Raw genomic sequence first — 17,662 nt, forward strand, 5'->3', positions numbered from 1 at the left:
TTGCCGAGTGGACCCGGCAGGGGGAACGGGGCGCAACCTAGCCGAAACGATGATCCGTTGCAAGCGGGTCAATGAAGAAGAGCACCGTTCTTTTTCGGGGGGCGGTTTTCGCCATTTTTGGGGGTGAGTTTAGGGGCATGTGGAAGAAATGAGATCAGACGGTCTGTAAGCCGGGTTCTGTCCCCGCCCGAAGGCGATGGATGACCATTCATCTGGGACGTTCGTTACCGAACGCCTCGCGCGACACACCCGAACGACAGCGCGAAAGCCCGCCTGCGGGCCGAAGCCCGCGCGCCGTTCCTACTCGGTCTTGCTCCCGGTGGGGTTTACCGTGCCGCCCCCGTTGCCGGGGGCGCGGTGCGCTCTTACCGCACCCTTTCGCCCTTACCCGCCGCCTGCCCCGCGTGGGGAACCCCAAGGGGAACCCGTCGGGTCGCGGGGCGCGCATGGGCGGTTTGCTTTCTGTGGCACTTTCCCTAGGGTCGCCCCCGCCGGGCGTTACCCGGCACCGTGCTTCCGTGGAGCCCGGACTTTCCTCCCCCCGCCCGAAGGCGGGGAGCGGTCATCCAACCGTCTGATCTCAGGGCGCAAAATAAGCGCAATCTTCCCCGCGTCAAGCTCCGATTGACGCCAGCGGATATAACCGCGTCAAGCTCCGATTGACGCCGGCGGGCGCCGACCGAGGCACAGTGAGGGCGCCGGGCGACGGCCCGCCCTTGTGTCCTAGTGGATCGACTCCGACGTTTCGCTCCCGCGAACCATCGGGCCGACCACTATCTATCTTTTTGTTGCAGTTTGATTTCTTCACACATTTGTGTCCAATTGCATCGGACTCAAATGTTAAACTCAAACCACTAGGTGAGGACAACCGTGTTGCGCGTTTCCTTGGCGCGATAGAGCGCCTTATCGGCGTTGATATAAAGCAGTTCCTTGTTGAAAGTACGATCGCCCGTGCTCAGGCAGGCTCCGATGGAGATCGTGACATAGGGGCTGACGTCACTTTTTTCGTGAGCGATCTGCGTCGCTTCGACACTGGCGCGCAAGGCTTCGAGAAAAGCCGCCGATTCCTCGCACGACAGGCCGGAAAAAAGTATGGCGAATTCCTCGCCGCCGATCCTGAAAGCGTAGTCGGTGGGGCGTTTCATGTTCTTTTTTAAGATGCCTCCGATCGTCCTCAGGACGCTATCGCCATTGGGGTGACCATAAAAATCATTGTATTTCTTGAAATAATCAACATCCAAAATGGCGAGGGTCAGGGACGTCTTGTTGCGTTGGGCGATTTTGACTTCCCTGTCGACAATTTCTTCATAACGCCTGCGATTGTACAATGCCGTCAACTGATCGGTCAGCGATAACTTCTTATTGGTGGCATCGTGCAGGATGTTGGAATAGCCCTCGGGCTCGTAGCTGTCGGCCTTGTCGCTTAAAATTGGAACGATGATCGATGCCGCCCATTTTACCGACCCATCGCGCAGCACCCGCTTTATTTCCCCCGACCAGCGCGCGCCGGTTTTAATCGTTTTCCATATCTCGTTGATGGTTTGCCCGCCATCGGACGTATTGACGAAGAAATTTACGTGCGTATTTAAAATATCGTCCTTTGAAACACCTAAAAATCGGCACAGTGCGTTGCTGATGTCAAGGACTCGGCCCTTTTTGTCATAGGTGCACATTAGGATATTTTGATCGATCAGGTGGGCGCGACGGGCGTTAGCCCGGTCGGTGGCGTTCAAATCGTGAAGAACCAGCATGGCGACCACGAGCGAGGCTCCAATGGTGGACATCACCAAAATGCTGAGGATAAAAAGCGTCCGTCTTTCATTCTCCATGGCGCGCAGGTGAAAGGACTCGGCCTTGTGCGCCGCGAAATCAACCAATTCCTGGGTTTCCTTGTCCAGGACATCGACATGCGCCGCGTCGCGCCCCCTGATGAGGGCGAGGGCCGCCTTGCGGTCGCCCTTGCGGGCAAGAGCGATGATTTGGTCGCGAATGGGTTTCCAGGCGACAAATGCGCGATGGACCCGTTGGACGATCGCCATGTCCCCCAAAAACCGATCGAACAACACATTGAACTGTTGAAGCACGATCTGTTCGTGGGCGTCGATCCGTTCGACGATGCCGTCCACCTGGCTTTTATTTTCCGCCAGAAGGATGTCATGCATATCGCGATGCATGGCGAATAAATTGATTTTGACGTTCTTCGCCGCGTTGCTGACGGCAAAGGGGTGACGGTAGATATTGTCCACATCGCCGGTCATTTCCCGCATCTTGCCGACGGAAAAAAACCCCAATCCGGCAAACAGGAGAATAATGACGGCGAACCCGAGGGCGGTTGTTCGGTGCTTAAGCATGGCCCTCCTTGTTGTCCCGGCGCGGCGCCAAAGATTTGGGCGCCCGTGCGATCACTCCCCGGCCAAGCGTTAGGACCTGCTGTTTCCGCCCGGCGACAAGGGGTAAATCACATACCACCATAGGCCACGATGAGGTCGCGATCTCGTTGCTGGTGAAACTTATTATAGCAGTAACCCCCGGTGCGGGGGAGTTTTTTACGTCGTCGAAAGGTCTTTTTGGATGGTCGGAGATTATCTTCGCCGCCATTTTTCGTGTGCGCGCGGCGCGTCCGGTCCGCTGTCAGGAGGGTATCAGGTCAAGCAAGCCGACCAGGGCGCCGAGGGTGTCGGGGTCGGCTTGGCCGGTGACGTTGTCGGGGCGAAAGTGCCTCTGGAAAGCGCGCACCGTGGCGGGAAAATTTTTGATTTCATAGCCGTATCCACTGAAAATCGCGCGCGCGCGATCGGGGGGCGCCGGATGGGGCGTTACCCCTACGGGCCATAACCCAATGCCGGCTTCGGCCAGGCGCGCCCAATCGAAAAATTCCCCCGGGTCGGTTTTTCGCGTGGGGGCGACGTCGCTGTGTCCGACGACGTTGCGCGCGGGAATGGGGTGGCGCGATAGGATGGCGCGCGATATCTCGATCAAGGATCGCATTTGCGCCTCGGGGAAGGGGCGATACCCCCATTCATGGCCGGGGTTGACCAACTCGACGCCAATTGACCGGGCGTTGATTTCGATACTGCCGCGCCACCACGCCACCCCGGCGTGCCAGGCGCGTTTATCCTCATCGACCAGGCGGTGGACGACGCCGTCTTCGTCGATCAGGTAATGGGCGCTGACCCCGGCGGCAGGATCGCACAAGCGGGTCAAGGCGTCGCGCGCGCTCTGCATGCCGGTGTAATGGAGCACCAGCATGTCGATTTGGGTGTCCTTCGCCCGGGCGTCGAAGTTGGGCGAAAGGGCGGTCATTTCAAGCCTCTTTCTTTCTTGATCGTGTCGTAGGCGCCGTTGATCGCCGTCATTTTTTCGTTGGCCAGTTCGATGAATTCCTCGGGCAAACCCTGGGCCATCAACTTATCGGGATGGTTCTCACGAATGAGCTTGCGGTAGGCGTTCTTGACGTCTTGGTCCGAAGCCTCACGCGGGACGCCGAGAACGCCGTAGGGATCCGCGCCTGCGCCCGCCGTGAACGCCGCGCGCAGGCGTTCGACGACCGAAGGGTCGAAACCGAAGATGCGCGCGATATTGGTGATAAATTCCAATTCGGAAGGGTGAACGACACCATCGGCCTTGGCTATGTGAAACAAGCCGCCCAACAGTTCCTCCAATACGGCGGGTTGATCGCGAAACATGGCGGCGATCTGACGGGCATAGACTTCGTATCCCGCGGTATCCGTTTTGGCTTGGTCGAAAATGCGCCCGACATTTTTCATTTCCTGGGGGGGGATGCGAAAGACTTCCTTGAATGCGCGAATTTCATCGCGCGTGACCCGTCCGTCGGCCTTCGCCATTTTGGCGCTTAACGCAATCACGGCAATGGTGAAGGCGACTTGGCGTGTGGCGGCCCCGGCCTCGGAGTGGCCGTCGCCGTGTGGAAGTTCCGCGCCGGCGCGCATTTTGTCCACGGCGTGTCCCGCCGCCGCGCCGAGAAGCGCGCCGAGGGGGCCGCCCAGGGCGAACCCGGCGACGCCCCCGATCATTTTTCCCCATATACTCATGATGTCACCTTGGAATTTACGTAAATTCTTGCGGATTTTCGGCGCGCCCGACCGCGATCTGACTGAAAAATAAACGAGTGCGGTTTTTTGGCAAGTCCGTATATGGAGCAAGTCCGTATATGGAGACGGTGTGGCCGGGGGGCGAAAAGATTTGGTGTGAGGCGCGTCGCCGCCGCCGAGCGGGACAAACACGGGGGCTTGGGTTCTGTCAATGCGTACGCTATAACATTGATCTTGGCGTTACGAGAATTATTCTTCTAGTGGATCGACTCCGACGTTTCGCTCCCACGAACCATCGGGCCGACCACTATCTATCTTTTTGTTGCAGTTTGATTTCTTCACACATTTGTGTCCAATTGCATCGGACTCAAATGTTAAACTCAAACCACTAGGTGCGTTCCAAAGTTGGTCCCCGCAGCAATCTGCGCTTTGTCGAAGGGACTTTCTCGCCGTTCCGCCCATCGCTTGCCTTCGTCGTCCGGTAGGGAGTTTTGATTTGTTTCGCAGTGCGTCATTCCTGGTTGTTGTGGGCCTGGTTGTTGCGGGGCTATCGGTGTGGACGGGCGCACCGGCGCGCGCCGACACGCTGGTTTCCGAACTGCGGGGGCTTTTGCAAAACTACCCCCGGATTAAACAGGCGGAAAAAGGATTGCAGTCGAAGCGCTATGACATCGACAAGGCGGAATCCAAAAATCTTCCCCAGGTTTCCATGCAACTCGATCATGGTCCCGAGCGCGTCGACACCCCGGCGCAGAGGGCGTCTCATCCGGGCGACACGTGGCAGCGTCCCAAAACGACGGCGAGCCTGACGGTCACGCAGCGTGTTTTCGACGGTCAGGCGGTCAGCGCCGAAATTCGTTCCGCCGAACTCGGCTATCGGGTGACCGGTATGTCGCTTGAGGGGACGCGCCAGAACACCATGTTCGAAGGTATAAAGGCGTACATTAATGTTTTACGCCAGCGCCGCCTGGTTGGTATGGCGCGGGACAACGAAACAACGATTCAGCATCAATTGAATTTGGAAGACGAGCGTGTGCGCCGCGGTTCCGGCGTCGCGGTGGATGTTTTGCAGGCTAAGTCGAGGCTCCAAATCGCCAAGGAACGTCGCGTCGGTTTCGAGGGCGCTCTACAAAATGCGATCGCCGCCTACCAACAGCTTTTCGGGCATGCTCCTCAGTTGAGCGCCATGGTCGATCCCGCGCCGCCGCCCGAGATGATCCCCAGTTCGCTGGCGCGGGCGATCCAAATCGGGCTTAAGGAGAATCCGGTCATCAACAATGGGGCGTTGACGGTCGAGCAGGCGCACGAACGGGAACGTTTGGCGCAATCGGCGCTCTATCCGACGATTGATTTGGTCGGCAGCGCCAATTATGAAAAAAATACAGGCGCTATTCTCGGGACTCAGCGCGATCAATCGGTGGTGTTGCGGGCGAACTGGAACCTCTTTTCCGGCTTCGCCACCCGGGCCGACATGGCCCAGGCGGCATTTGACTACCGGGCAAGTAAAGACAATCGCGATTATTTGGCGAGCAAGGTTATCGAACAGGCGAAAATCGCCTGGCATACTCTGTTGACGGCCCAAGAGCGGACCCGATTGTTGGCCAACGCGGTGAATATCGCTTCGGAGGTTTTCGCCTCGCGCAAGAAATTGCGCGCCGCGGGGAAGGAAACCGTTATCAATGTCCTCGACGCCGAGAACGAAGTCAGCAACGCGCAAATCAACTATACCTCCGCCGCTTATGATCAGCGTACCGCCGTTTATCAACTTTTGTTGGCGATGGGGCGGCTGAACAATGATTTTCTACTGATGGAAAAACACTGACGCCATAGAGGGCGGGACCGTCTCCCTCCATGGGGGCATGCCTTGATTTTCGCCGTCCTGCGGAACGTGCTCCGCCTCTTCTCTCTATGCGTCCGACGTGCGCCCGGCCCGAGTCACCTCCATGGGATTCCCCGGGGCATCCCCATGGGATTCTCGACCCCATTTTTATTATTTTTCTTTAAAGCAGAATTGTACGCTTTGTGGTGAGCGGACTTACCGAACGTTGAGCTTCAGTCTTGAATCCGAGTATTTTTTTATGCACGTAAAAAATATTTTTTGCATGGCGAAAAAGCAACCCTTAGGGGATCTTTTTTAAAATTCTAAGCCCCCGCATACGTGCACGCCGAGTGCTTGGCGTGGTCTCGACCTTGGGTTGTCGGGCATTCCTTTTCTCTGCTTTCGCGTATAAAACGACGAATTATTTAACGATTTGGGAATTATATATTTCGAATGAATTTAGAAGTGAAAATTTATTGCGTCACCGTCATAAACGGCTTTGTCGGGGCGAGGGCCAATCGAGGCGAGGAGCGGCGCAACCTTAAAGGGCGAAACAGCGTATGGCGGGGCTGGGGCGCGCGCCATGAAAATCCGATAGGTGCTTTATTCTAAGTCCATTTTAGGCTTGCGATGGGTTGTCGGATTACGATAAAGACGGTGATGATTGAAAAATAATTATATCAAATCAAAAGGTTAGAAACGTCTCAGAGTTTTATCGAGTTCTCTGTGTTTCTTAAGTTTTAAAGAGTATTCACGACCGGCAATCACCAAACCACAGATCAGCTAAAAGCGTTTTCGACACGTTCTTTCGGCGGCGCAATTTCGAACAGTGCTGAGACTTACATGAAGCAGGGGATGACTCATGCGGCCCACTTTTTTGTCCAAAATCAAGCTGACGACTAAGACCACATTGGTGACACTGGCGCTGATCGTGCTGTCAACCCTCGCCGCCGGGGGGGGGGCGGTTCTCGAAATCAAACACGAGATGAAGCGCTCCGTCATCGAACGCCAGGACAGAAGTCTTCGTGTCGCCGCCACGGTGATGCAATTGTCGCGATTGCCGATTGTCGTGCGGCGTTCGAAGACGGGCGATCTGACGCGGATCATGATGGATCAGTTTCCTTACTTCGGAAGCCATAGCTTGATCGACAGCATCGGCGATATGACCGATGAGACGGCGACTATTTTTCAGTGGGACGAAAAAACAAAAAATTTCGTGCGCAAAACGACGAATATCGTGGGACCCGACGGTAAGCGCGCGGTGGGCACGGTGTTGAATAAAAATGGTCCCGTCTATCCGGCGATGCTGGCGGGCAAGACCTATCGCGGCGAAGCGACGATTTTGGGTAAGGGCTATTACACGATCTATATGCCGATCTTCAGTCCCTCGGGAAAGGTCAACGGTATCCTCTATGCCGGTGTCTCCAAGTCCGAGATCGAAGCCATGATGAAAAATGTGTCCACGACGCTGTTGCTCACGATCTTGGTGGCGATGGCGATTTCCGTCGCCCTGGCGCTGGTTATTTTCCGCTTTATGTTGAAACCGTTGCCGCGTCTTTCCGAGGCGCTGGGGCTTCTTGCGGAAAACAGCCTGGAAGAGGACATTCCGTACCAAAATCGTCATGATGAAATCGGCGTGATGGCGCAGGCCATGGAGAAATTGCGCGTCGCCGTGAACGAAGCTTTCCGTCTTGGTCAAATGGTCGAGGTGCAGCCCGCCCGCGTCATGATGTGCGACCCGGAAAGCCTGAAAATCACTTACGCCAACAAGGCGGCGAAAGACCTGATCGCCCGCATGGATCACCCGATCGCGGATAATGTCGAAGGCATTATCGGGGCGACGGTGACACGCTTCCATAAAAACGAGAACGTTGTGCGCGATCTTCTCACCAATCCCGAGCGGTTGCCCTACAAGGGCAAGTTCACCATGGGTGGGATCACCATCGAAAATCATATTACGGCGATCTACGACGCCAAGGGGCGCTATCTCGCCTCGATGCTGAACTGGGAAGACGTCACCAAGTACGTTCAAATGAGCAACGATTTCGAGAAAGCGGTCAAAGCCGTAACGGAGCATGTCGCCGAGGCCGCCCAGGAAGTGCAGAACGAGACGGCCCAACTCGAAACGGCTGCGGCGGCTACGGATAGTTATTCGCAGACCGCGGCGGCGGCGGCGCAGCAGGCCTCGGCCAATGTGCAGACCGTCGCCTCGGCGACCGAAGAATTGACCTCGTCGATCGAGGAAATCAGCCGCCAAGTTTCCAACGCCACACGGATGGCGTCGGAGGCTAAGGACGCCGCGACGAATACATCGGCGCTGATGACGGAGTTCGAGGCCATGGCGGGGCGCATCGGCGAGGTCGTCGAATTGATCACGACGATCGCCGATCAGACCAACCTGCTGGCGCTTAACGCGACCATCGAGGCGGCCAGGGCCGGCGATGCGGGCAAGGGCTTCGCCGTGGTCGCCAACGAGGTCAAGAATCTCGCGAAGCAAACATCCAAGGCCACCGACGAAATCGCCCGTCAAATTGGTGAAATGCAATCGCAAACGGGGACCGTGGCGCAATCGATCCGGGGGATTTCCGTGCATATCCAGGGCGTCGATGAAGTCGCCGCCTCGGTCGCTTCGGCGGTCCAAGAGCAATCGGCGGCAACCAACGAAATCGCCCGCAATGTCGAAGAGGCGGCGCGCGGAACCGAGGCGGTTTCCGCCAACATCTCGGAAGTTGCGGAAAAGTCACGGGAATCGAACGCCGCCCTGGGGCAGGTTCGCGAGGCTTCGCAAGCCCTGTTGGGCGAGGCGGATCACCTACGCAAGGGCGTCGATGAATTCTTGGAGTTCATGCAGAAAGCCTGATTTTTTAAGACGGCTCGTTTTTTGCGCCCCGGCCCTATCGTGCGGCCGGGGCGTTTTTTCGTAAATTTCTTCTGTTGTCGCCGCGTCACGGGCTATATAGGACGCCATGAACGGTTCTGCCGAATATATCACGCCGCAAGGCCTCGCCCGCCTGAAAAAGGAACTCGACACTTTGTGGGAACAAGAACGTCCTGCGGTCGTGCGCACGGTGCACTGGGCCGCGGGCAACGGCGACCGATCGGAAAACGGTGATTACATCTACGGCAAGAAACGTCTACGCCAAATCGATTCCCGCGTTCGATTTCTGCGTAAACGGCTGGAAATCTTGACGGTGGTTGATCCCGCCGGGCAGAAAAATCGCGACCGAGTCTATTTTGGCGCCACGGTGACGGTCGCCACGCAAAGTCATCCATCGCGCACCGTCACCCTTGTCGGTCGCGATGAAATCGACACCGATAAGGGACACATCAGTATGTTCTCGCCGATCGGTCGGGCATTGATGGGCAAGACCGTCGGGGCCTGGGTTGTCGTGGACACGCCGTCGGGTGAAGACGAGATCGAAATTTTAGATATCGCCTATCCTTGACGGGTGGCGTCCTTGGCGGTTTTGCTCGCCGCCCGCCAAGTGCTGATCATCAAGATCGCCGCGCACCCCAGGAAAAACAGCACACCGATGAACGCCGTGGCCGCACCCGTCATTGCGGGCAGCAACACCAGGGCGAGAAAGGCGGTCCAGGCGACGATGGCCAACGAAAAAGAGACGTCGTCAACGAACATGGAAAACAGTTCGCGCAAAATTAGGCGCAGTCCCGTCATGACGCGGTCTCCCGCGGGGGGGCGCTAGGTACCGTGGTCCGGCCCCGACAAAGACGGACGGAAAGTATCGCCGTCACCCAAAATCCAAAAATAAGCCACAGAATGGAAAGATCCTCGCCGGGCCAGGAAATGCCCAGTCCCGTCCCAATCCAGAACACCCCGAATCCCGATAAGATCACCCCCACCGCGAATTTCAGGGTATTTTCCGGCACCCGGGATAATGGCCGGTGGATCGCGACGCCCAATATGACGACGACAAGAAGGGCCGCGCCCGCGCCCACCGAGGCCGCGATAAGGGCGCCGGTGGGTGCGCCGACGGCGATGACGATAAAAATAACTTCCAACCCTTCCAACACCACGGCCTTGAAACTGCCGATCAGGGCGATCGCATCCCAAGGGCCATGGGTGGGGGCTTGCGTCTTCAATTCGGCGGTTTCGCGCTTGAATATGGCGGTTTCATCATGAATTTTGAGAATTCCGGCGGAACGCAAAATCGCCTTGCGTAGCCAACGCATGCCGAAAAGCAGCAAAAGAATGCCGATCGCAAGCTGAAGCAACGAGATCGGAAGCGCGCCGAGCAAAGGTCCAAAGGCGGCGGCCAACAAGACCAAAAAGACCACTCCAGCCGCCGCACCCAGCAACGCGGATCGCCAGCCGCGCACGGCGCCGATGGCCAGCACGATGGTCAAGGCCTCGACGAACTCGACCAAGGAGGCCAGAAATGCGGCGGAAACAGCCGCGCTGGAATGGGCCAGACCGATCATGGAGTTCCTTTCGGGGCCGCCCGAATGGGGGGGAATGACGGCGCGAAGACTATCACGGTGGATATCGGCGGCGCAAAAGTTATGTTGTCGGGGCATGGCTGAGGTGCGTGGGGGTGTCATGTCTACCCTCGATTTTACGCTCGCGGTGCGTGCGTCCGAAAATTAGACCGGATGGTAAAGGGGCAAAAAGTATCGAAAACACCCCACTTTTCTAGGACGTCCGGGGCTTTTTCGGTTGCCGTCCGGGGGCGCCGTTTGAGGACATGTCGGGGAGGTGTCGATCGCCCTATTTCCCGTCGGCTTCATTGCGGCCAAACGGTGGGGATTTGCACACGATAATAATAACGGTTAGAGTTCCGTGAGGTTTTCGCATGATGCCGGATACGCGCCGCCTTGCAAACCTCGCCCACGGTGTTTCAGGCGCGACTCACACACCTTCGCCGGGTGCGTCTCACATAATTACATTCTCGGAAAGTCAGTACGTTATGGATTTGTTCGACCCAGTATTCCTGGCACGCCTCCAGTTCGCGTTCACCATCAGTTTCCATATCGTTCTTCCCGCCTTTTCCATTGGTTTGGCGAGCTATCTCGCGGTCCTTGAGGGCCTGTGGCTGATAACCAAACGGGATATCTATCTCAGCGTTTTTCAATATTGGCTAAAGATTTTCGCCATCGTCTTCGCCATGGGGGTCGTTTCGGGGATCGTTCTCAGTTACGAATTCGGCCTGAATTGGAGCGTCTTCTCCGACAAAACCGGCCCCGTGATCGGCCCCTTGATGGGCTATGAGGTGATGAGCGCGTTCTTCCTTGAGGCCGGGTTCCTGGGCGTGATGTTGTTCGGTCTGAAAAAAGTCGGCCCCAAGGTCCACTTCATGGCGACCCTGATGGTGGCGCTGGGCACCCTGGCCTCGGCGTTTTGGATTATCGCCGTCAACAGCTGGATGCAGACCCCGGCGGGGTACGCCATCAATCCCGCGGGGCAATTTGTCCCGGTCGATTGGTGGGCGGTAATTTTCAATCCCTCGTTTCCCTATCGCCTTGTGCATATGGTGTTGGCGGCCTATTTGACGACGGCCCTGGCGGTCGGCGCGGTCGGCGCGTGGCACCTATTGAAAGACCGCGAAAACTTGGCGGCGCGGGTAATGTTCTCGATGGCCATGGGGATGGCGGCGTTCGTTGGCCCACTGCAAATTTTGGCCGGCGACATGCACGGCCTGAACACGTTGAAGCATCAACCGGCCAAGATCGCCGCCATGGAGGGTCATTTCGAAACCCAGAAGGGCGCGCCGTTGATCCTGTTCGGATTGCCCAACATGGCCAAGCGCACCGTCGAGTACGCGGTGCAAATTCCACACCTGGGTTCGGAAGTGCTGACCCACCAATGGAACGGCGAGATCAAGGGACTGGAGGCCTTCCCCCGCGGCGACTGGCCCGACGTGCCGATCGTATTTTGGAGCTTCCGGGTGATGGTCGCCATCGGGTTTGCGATTTTCGCCCTTGGTTTCTGGAGCTTCGTGGCGCGGCGCAAGAAGCGGCTGTTCACCGACGTCCGCCTCCACTGGGCGGCTTTGGCGATGGGACCCGCCGGATTTATCGCCGTTCTCGCCGGCTGGGTGACGACCGAGGTCGGACGTCAGCCCTACACCGTGTACGGTCTGTTGCGGACCGCCGATTCGGCCTCGCCGCTGGGCCTCGCCGCCGTCGGGGCCTCCCTATTGGGGTTTGTGGTCGTTTATCTCGGGGTGTTTGCGTCGGGCTTTTTCTACATCGGCCGTCAGATGAAAAAGACGCCGTGGCGAAATCCCGACCCGGCTTCTCCGCAGAATGATTCAGGCGTTCACGCGGAGACAGAGAAAGTGGAGGGTGTGCTCTGATGGTCATTGATTATCCTCTAATTTGGGCGTTGCTGATCGCCCTCGCCGTTCTTATTTACGTCCTGCTCGATGGTTTCGACCTTGGGGTCGGCATCTTGTTTCCGTTCGCCGAGGGCGAATCCTCGCGCGACCAGATGATGAATTCCGTCGCTCCAATCTGGGATGGCAACGAAACGTGGCTGGTGTTGGGCGGTGGGGGGCTGTTGGCGACCTTTCCATTGGCTTATGCGGTGATTTTGCCGGCGCTGTACGCCCCCCTCGTCGTTATGCTCTTGGCGCTGGTCTTGCGTGGGGTGGCGTTCGAATTTCGTTGGAAAACGCGGCGTTTCCTCCCGGTCTGGAATGTCGCCTTCGCCGGCGGCTCGGTACTCGCCGCGCTCTGCCAGGGAATTGTCCTGGGGGCATGGGTGCAGGGTATCGCCTACGCCAACCGCGCTTACGCGGGGGGGAGCTGGGATTGGTTGACCCCGTTTAGCGTGCTCTGCGGCGTCGCCCTGGTGTGCGGATACGCCTTGCTGGGCAGCACTTGGCTGATCTTGAAAACCCAGGGCGCGTTGCAGGTGCGCGCCTACGTTTGGGCGCGGCGCGCCGCCGCCGGATTGTTGGTGATGATCGTGCTGGTCAGCGTCTGGATGCTGCTGCTCGACCCGCGCTTCGTGACACGTTGGTTGAGCGGGGTCGCCGCCGTCTATGTTTTCGTCGTCCCGCTTTTGGTGGTTGCGGTGGGGCTTGTACTGTTTCGCGCACTGGCCAATTTCGACGACGTCATTCCCTTTTTCGCGGCGCAGAGCTTGTTTTTACTGTCCTATATCGGCCTCGGAATCGGTGTTTTCCCCGATATGGTGCCGATGCGCATCACCATTTGGCAGGCCGCCGCTCCGACCGTCAGCCTGAAGTTCCTCCTGATCGGCGCGGCCTTCCTGCTGCCGATCATTCTCGGCTACACCGCCTATTCGTACTGGGTGTTCCGCGGCAAGGTGAAGCCGGGCGAGGGGTACCACGATTAAACCTGATTTTTTGGGCGTTTTGGGTGTGGCCTTTTTTCTCGCTCTCTCCCGCTTTGGTGGCCGAATCTTCCTTGAGGGCGTATAGTCATCATGAACTATGGGCAATAGGTTCCGATCCTAGACCCATCGGCGGCGCGGGTCCGCGCGAAATTGGTGATGGGGATGGCATGACCGACGACGACGAAACATTGCGCCAGCACGAACCCGGCCACGACCTCCATCTTGAGCACGAAGACCCGACTATACGCGTTCTCCACCGGATCATTCGCGTCGCCGTCAAGGTTCTTGCGGTGTTGATGGTGATGGTCATCGTGTGGGGCATAGGGGACGTCGTCTTCGTGCTCTACCAGCGCGTCACGGAACCGCCCTTCATGCTGTTGCAGATCAGCGACATCCTCGCCACCTTCGGCGCGTTTCTCGCGGTGTTGATCGCGATCGAGATATTCATAAACATCAGCATGTACCTCAGCACCAACGTCATCCCGGTGCGCCTCGTCGTCGCCACCGCCTTGATGGCGATTTCGCGGAAGGTCATCATTTTCGACTACGAACGGATTACGCCGCATTATATTTACGGTACGGCCAGCGTCGTCCTGGCGTTGGGGATCACATACTGGCTGATCACCCGGCGCAATTGATGGGCGCCTTTCAATCCCATCTTCAGAAAATATGGGCACGGAAGATAAGCCCATTCGTACTAAGTTCGACAGACATCTTAATCGTCTTTGGAACGAATACCCCTCCATGAGATATAAACGATGCTTCGTGTTGTGTGTTCCGTCGTCACATCTTAAGCCCCATCCTAAAATACGGCTTGTGATTGGTTTTGGTTCAATGGACGGGGGGCAAATTTTCAGGAATACGACGGCCCCACATTTTTTATTTTACCGATTCCGGTCGCTTCGACCCTTTTCGCGCGCGGTCTTTTTCGGTTGATATCCGTGCCTATGGGGTAAACTGAGGTGATCACATGGTCCTGGCCGTACTATGGCGTGGGAAACACGCCGCCGTTGCGGATATCCGAGAGTGTGGCGCGAACGCCTTCCTTGCCGCCGTGCCGCCGAATCCAGAGAGAGACATCGCAAAAGGCTTCCGCATACATGCTTCCGCCCGGCTTTCCGGCCTGCCGTCTCCATTCACGCGTATTCGCCGGGAGATCGAAGAAACGTTTCCCCCCACAGCCCTCGCCGCCGGATTTGGAACGCGGCAGATAACGTTCGTCCCCGGAGATCAGGACCGCGAGCCCCTCATTGAACCATGCCGGAACGGCGTTTGTTAGCATCGCCCAAAAGCCTATGCGACGGTTGAGTTCGATGTGCGCGAACTCATGGGCAAGGATTGTCCCATTGAGCCCCCTCGGCGAAATATAAACGAAGGCGGCGCCATACGTCATGGCGCGTGCGCCCCGTCCGCCGAGCCGTCGGTCGCAATTATCGGTGAAACAAACCAAAAGGGTCGGTCGATGATGAAACGCGCCGTAAAAAGAGCCGACCTTTTCTTCGGCTGTGGAAACCGCAGCCAAGAGCAAATCCTTCTGTGCTCGGGACGTATCTTCGACATAAAGCCCCCGCCCAAGGTGAGAGAGGCCATAGCACGACGGGCAAAGATAGGCTGTAACCGCCGGAAACGCGCTGACGGCGCCTCCCAGACAGAGGGCGCAAACCACGCCGATAACACCGAAAAGATGGCTCGCTTTCACGCGAAGAATCCATATTCGTTTCTAGGGTCAGGACCTATTAATCTGCTGCGTCTGGTTTGTGAAAAATGTCACAAGTCTAGGAAAAGGCCTGTCCATCCGGCGTCGTCGCCGGCGTTGACCCGGGTTCCCCGATCATATACGGATGTGCTTTCGTTGTCCCGTGACCTGTTCGTTCACCCGTCCATTCGTTCGCAGCCCGGGGCGGCGTTGAAGTAGCCGTCGCAGAAATCGGCGGCGGGGTTGAGCGCGGCGAGGCGGGCGCGGGCCTCCTCGGGGGCGATGGTTCCGGCGCTGAGGTCCCGCACGATGGCGGCGACGGAGGGCATGTCGGTGTTTTGGTGCGGCGATAGGCGTAAGCGGGAAACACCCATGGATTGCAGTTCGGCGATGTGCGCGCCGAGGTCGGTATAGGCGTGGGATAGAGTTTGCACCCCGTTGACCGCCAGGAAGGGCTTGCCATCCAGGGTTTCGACCTCCATGCCGTCGGGGTCCTTGGCGCAGACGTACTGGCAGCCGTCCTTATGCAGATCGTGGGCGCGGGCGTGATAGCAGCGCGCCGAGATCGCCAGGGGTAAGCGCCCGAAGACCAGCACCTCGAGCGCGGTGGGCGCGTCCTTGGCTAGGGCGGCGATGGCGTCCCGGCCCAATTCGACGGGCAGGCAGACCGACCGCGCTCCACGGGCGGCGAGAAACGCCAGCGTGCCTTCGTTATAGACGTTGACGAAGGGGCCGATGGCATGGGGCCGCCCGCTGAGAAGCGCGGTGGCCGAGACGTCGTTGGCCTCGACCGTGATGTTGTCGTCGTCCATTGCGGCCAAGTCGCGGACGCTCTGCATCTCGCGTTTGGTCATGATCAACGCCAGCGTCGATAACGTGACCTGCTTGTCCGCCGCCAACAGGCGTTCGATGACGTCGCCGATATAGGGTTCGAAAAAGGGCGTGCGCTTGGAACAGACCACCTCGCCGACGCAAACCTCGTCAACATCGGCCTCGTCGGCGATACGAAAATAGAAGTCCCGCCAGGCCTCCGGGTCCCAATTGTAAAGGACCGGACCCATGACCAGGGTTGTGGGGTGGCTCATCGTTTTCTCCGTCACTGTCCGGTGGCGCCCGCGCCCAGTTTTAACGCCAGGTTTTTTGGTACGCGCCAGCTGTTTTTTGTTGGCCTTCGGTAATCGCCGTCAGGTCGGACGGGGCGCCACGGCCGCCACCTTCGGCGATGGCGTCAACGGCGCTGCGGAACGAGGCGGCGACCTGGGCGATATAGGCCTTGCCGCGCTGGCGGCCTTCGATTTTCAAGGCCGAGACGCCCGCCGCGGCCAGTTCGGGCAGGATCGAGGCGGCGTTCAAGCTGACCGGGTCTTCGAATAGGTACGATATCTTGCCCCCGGCCTTGAAGCGACCCTTACACAGGGTCGGGTAGCCGGCGGCCTCGCCCTGTTCGAAAATGTTGATGGTGAAATCGCCGAGACGCGAGATCATGCGATCGCCGTCTTCCTCGTAGCGCACCGCGCAGGCCGGCGAGCAGACGCCGTTGACGTTGGGCGATTGCCCGGTGACGTAGGACGACAAGGCGCAGCGTCCCTCGGCCATCACGCACAGGCCGCCGAAGACGAAGACCTCGGTCTCGACCGAAATTTCCTTGTTCAACGCGGTAATTTCCCCCAGCGTCAGGACACGGGGCAGGACCACCCGCTTGACGTCGAAAGTGTCGGCGTAAAAGCGGATCGATTCCGGGTTCGACGCCGATGCTTGGACCGATAGATGGCGACGCAGGTCGGGATGTTTTTCCGTGGTGTAGGCGAGCATGCCGATATCGGCGAGGATTACCGCATCCACGCCGAGCGCCGCACCGTCGTCAACCGCCTGAAACCAGGGGTCCGGGTTGCCCGCTTCGGGAAAGGTGTTGATCGCCAGGAAAATTTTACAATTGCGGGCGTGGGCGTACGCCAGGCTTTGCTCCAACTCGGGGCGGCTGAAGTTGAGGCCGGGAAAATTGCGCGCGTTGGTGGCGTCGCGAAAGCCCATGTAAACGGCGTCGGCGCCGTTGTCCACGGCGGCCTTTAGCGCTGCGGGCGTGCCTGCGGGACAAACCAGTTCCATGGCGCTCATGGCGTTTTCCCCCCGTGCCGTGAGGCCAGCAATGATGACTGCAAAAGTTCGAGATCCCGGCGCGCCCGCTCGAACAGGCGTCCCCCGGCATGGGCCAGGCCGTGCAGAGGTCGAGACAACGGGCCGAAGGAGGGCAGGATGGTTTCGATGAGGTTGACCTCGGCGCCATCGACGGCGTTGCGCAGGGCGAGCACGGCTTCGGTGTCGCCCTCGATGGTTAGGGTGCGCGAAAAAAACAGGGCGTCGCCATCAATGCGCCCTTCCAAGAGATCGAGCAGACTCATCAAGGGGCCGCGAATGGTGGCGGCGGTGGGCCGCGTTTTTTCATGCGTCACCTCAACGTTCGCCCCGGCGCCGTCGGCGTCCAGAATAAAGGCGAAAGGCAAATCGCAGGGGTCGATGAAGTAAGTCGGGTCGGACAACTGTGAAAGGCGGTCGAATAAATCCGGTTGAGTCTGGTGAAAACGCCGGAAGGCCCTATCCACAAGGGGTTGAAGCAGTCGCGGTGAGAGGGGTCGCGCGGCGATTCCGGCCAGCAGAACCGGCGTAAACGGCGGTGGGGTTCCATGCTGAGGAAACACGGCGCGGCTCCTTGTCTGGTTGGTGCGAAGACAATGTCGCGGCGATGATCACATAGCGCAAAAATATTACAAGCATTA

Annotated in this window: 15 protein-coding genes and 1 other RNA gene; 6 read left to right on the forward strand and 10 right to left on the reverse strand. The window is 58.4% G+C overall.

What is annotated here, in order from left to right:
- Positions 1–150: 150 nt before the first annotated feature.
- The 4 genes from rnpB to P3M64_RS13085 form a co-directional block, all read right to left on the reverse strand.
- An RNA gene (gene rnpB, locus P3M64_RS13070) (RNase P RNA component class A) lies at positions 151–578 on the reverse strand.
- 276 nt (positions 579–854) lie between these two features.
- Positions 855–2,351 (reverse strand): GGDEF domain-containing protein, encoded by a 1,497-nt coding sequence (locus tag P3M64_RS13075; protein WP_132939205.1) that lies wholly within the window; start codon positions 2,349–2,351, stop codon positions 855–857.
- A gap of 280 nt (positions 2,352–2,631) precedes the next feature.
- Complete coding sequence (locus P3M64_RS13080; protein ID WP_132939206.1) at positions 2,632–3,303, reverse strand: N-acetylmuramoyl-L-alanine amidase; 672 nt, start codon at positions 3,301–3,303, stop codon at positions 2,632–2,634.
- Complete coding sequence (locus tag P3M64_RS13085; protein ID WP_132939207.1) at positions 3,300–4,052, reverse strand: TerB family tellurite resistance protein; 753 nt, start codon at positions 4,050–4,052, stop codon at positions 3,300–3,302. The genes P3M64_RS13080 and P3M64_RS13085 overlap by 4 nt, the downstream gene beginning before the upstream one ends.
- Positions 4,053–4,548: 496 nt before the next feature.
- On the opposite strand from P3M64_RS13085, the gene P3M64_RS13090 reads away from it, so the two are divergent.
- The 3 genes from P3M64_RS13090 (at position 4,549) to greB (ending at position 9,317) form a co-directional block, all read left to right on the forward strand.
- Positions 4,549–5,874, forward strand: coding sequence for a TolC family protein (locus tag P3M64_RS13090; RefSeq protein ID WP_132939208.1), 1,326 nt, complete (start codon positions 4,549–4,551; stop codon positions 5,872–5,874).
- Positions 5,875–6,733: 859 nt separating this feature from the next.
- Positions 6,734–8,731 (forward strand): methyl-accepting chemotaxis protein, encoded by a 1,998-nt coding sequence (locus tag P3M64_RS13095; RefSeq protein ID WP_132939209.1) that lies wholly within the window; start codon positions 6,734–6,736, stop codon positions 8,729–8,731.
- A gap of 106 nt (positions 8,732–8,837) precedes the next feature.
- The gene (gene greB / locus P3M64_RS13100) at positions 8,838–9,317 is read left to right on the forward strand and encodes a transcription elongation factor GreB (protein WP_132939210.1); all 480 of its coding nucleotides are present in this window, start codon (positions 8,838–8,840) and stop codon (positions 9,315–9,317) included.
- Here the strand turns inward: greB and P3M64_RS13105 are convergent.
- A complete protein-coding gene (locus P3M64_RS13105; RefSeq protein WP_132939211.1) occupies positions 9,308–9,547 on the reverse strand; it encodes a hypothetical protein in 240 nt (79 codons plus the stop codon). The two genes, greB and P3M64_RS13105, sit on opposite strands and share 10 nt — an antisense overlap.
- Positions 9,544–10,311, reverse strand: a complete 768-nt coding sequence (locus P3M64_RS13110; RefSeq protein ID WP_132939212.1) for a COG4280 domain-containing protein — start codon at positions 10,309–10,311, stop codon at positions 9,544–9,546. The genes P3M64_RS13105 and P3M64_RS13110 overlap by 4 nt, the downstream gene beginning before the upstream one ends.
- 485 nt (positions 10,312–10,796) lie before the next feature.
- Between P3M64_RS13110 and P3M64_RS13115 the strand changes: the two genes are divergently transcribed.
- From P3M64_RS13115 to P3M64_RS13125, 3 genes are all read left to right on the forward strand, one after another.
- The gene (locus P3M64_RS13115; RefSeq protein ID WP_132939213.1) at positions 10,797–12,185 is read left to right on the forward strand and encodes a cytochrome ubiquinol oxidase subunit I; all 1,389 of its coding nucleotides are present in this window, start codon (positions 10,797–10,799) and stop codon (positions 12,183–12,185) included.
- Positions 12,185–13,192: a cytochrome d ubiquinol oxidase subunit II gene (cydB, locus tag P3M64_RS13120; protein ID WP_132939214.1), complete on the forward strand. Its 1,008-nt coding sequence runs from the start codon at positions 12,185–12,187 to the stop codon at positions 13,190–13,192. The genes P3M64_RS13115 and cydB overlap by 1 nt, the downstream gene beginning before the upstream one ends.
- Positions 13,193–13,359: 167 nt before the next feature.
- Entirely contained in the window at positions 13,360–13,830 is a 471-nt protein-coding gene (locus P3M64_RS13125; protein ID WP_132939215.1) for a phosphate-starvation-inducible PsiE family protein, read from the forward strand.
- A gap of 347 nt (positions 13,831–14,177) precedes the next feature.
- Here the strand turns inward: P3M64_RS13125 and P3M64_RS13130 are convergent, their stop codons facing one another.
- The 4 genes from P3M64_RS13130 to ubiT form a co-directional block, all read right to left on the reverse strand.
- Positions 14,178–14,891: a hypothetical protein gene (locus tag P3M64_RS13130; RefSeq protein ID WP_132939216.1), complete on the reverse strand. Its 714-nt coding sequence runs from the start codon at positions 14,889–14,891 to the stop codon at positions 14,178–14,180.
- Between the two features lie 173 nt (positions 14,892–15,064).
- Positions 15,065–15,973 carry a ubiquinone anaerobic biosynthesis protein UbiV gene (gene ubiV, locus P3M64_RS13135; protein ID WP_132939217.1) on the reverse strand — a complete coding sequence of 303 codons (909 nt, stop codon included), beginning with the start codon at positions 15,971–15,973 and terminating at the stop codon, positions 15,065–15,067.
- Positions 15,974–16,013: 40 nt separating this feature from the next.
- Complete coding sequence (gene ubiU / locus P3M64_RS13140) at positions 16,014–17,003, reverse strand: ubiquinone anaerobic biosynthesis protein UbiU (protein ID WP_132939218.1); 990 nt, start codon at positions 17,001–17,003, stop codon at positions 16,014–16,016.
- Positions 17,000–17,584, reverse strand: coding sequence for a ubiquinone anaerobic biosynthesis accessory factor UbiT (gene ubiT, locus P3M64_RS13145; protein ID WP_132939219.1), 585 nt, complete (start codon positions 17,582–17,584; stop codon positions 17,000–17,002). The genes ubiU and ubiT overlap by 4 nt, the downstream gene beginning before the upstream one ends.
- Positions 17,585–17,662 lie beyond the last annotated feature (78 nt).

The sequence above is a fragment of the Varunaivibrio sulfuroxidans genome, assembly GCF_029318635.1.
GTDB lineage: Bacteria > Pseudomonadota > Alphaproteobacteria > Rhodospirillales > Magnetovibrionaceae > Varunaivibrio > Varunaivibrio sulfuroxidans.

Bases quoted from the DNA above. Each gene is read 5' to 3' on its own strand.
- P3M64_RS13085 (WP_132939207.1), bottom strand. From the start codon at position 4,052: ATGAGTATATGGGGAAAAATGATCGGGGGCGTCGCCGGGTTCGCCCTG.
- cydB (WP_132939214.1), top strand. From the start codon at position 12,185: ATGGTCATTGATTATCCTCTAATTTGGGCGTTGCTGATCGCCCTCGCC.
- P3M64_RS13110 (WP_132939212.1), bottom strand. From the start codon at position 10,311: ATGATCGGTCTGGCCCATTCCAGCGCGGCTGTTTCCGCCGCATTTCTG.
- P3M64_RS13125 (WP_132939215.1), top strand. From the start codon at position 13,360: ATGACCGACGACGACGAAACATTGCGCCAGCACGAACCCGGCCACGAC.
- P3M64_RS13095 (WP_132939209.1), top strand. From the start codon at position 6,734: ATGCGGCCCACTTTTTTGTCCAAAATCAAGCTGACGACTAAGACCACA.
- P3M64_RS13105 (WP_132939211.1), bottom strand. From the start codon at position 9,547: ATGACGGGACTGCGCCTAATTTTGCGCGAACTGTTTTCCATGTTCGTT.
- ubiV (WP_132939217.1), bottom strand. From the start codon at position 15,973: ATGAGCCACCCCACAACCCTGGTCATGGGTCCGGTCCTTTACAATTGG.
- ubiU (WP_132939218.1), bottom strand. From the start codon at position 17,003: ATGAGCGCCATGGAACTGGTTTGTCCCGCAGGCACGCCCGCAGCGCTA.
- P3M64_RS13115 (WP_132939213.1), top strand. From the start codon at position 10,797: ATGGATTTGTTCGACCCAGTATTCCTGGCACGCCTCCAGTTCGCGTTC.
- P3M64_RS13080 (WP_132939206.1), bottom strand. From the start codon at position 3,303: ATGACCGCCCTTTCGCCCAACTTCGACGCCCGGGCGAAGGACACCCAA.
- P3M64_RS13075 (WP_132939205.1), bottom strand. From the start codon at position 2,351: ATGCTTAAGCACCGAACAACCGCCCTCGGGTTCGCCGTCATTATTCTC.
- greB (WP_132939210.1), top strand. From the start codon at position 8,838: ATGAACGGTTCTGCCGAATATATCACGCCGCAAGGCCTCGCCCGCCTG.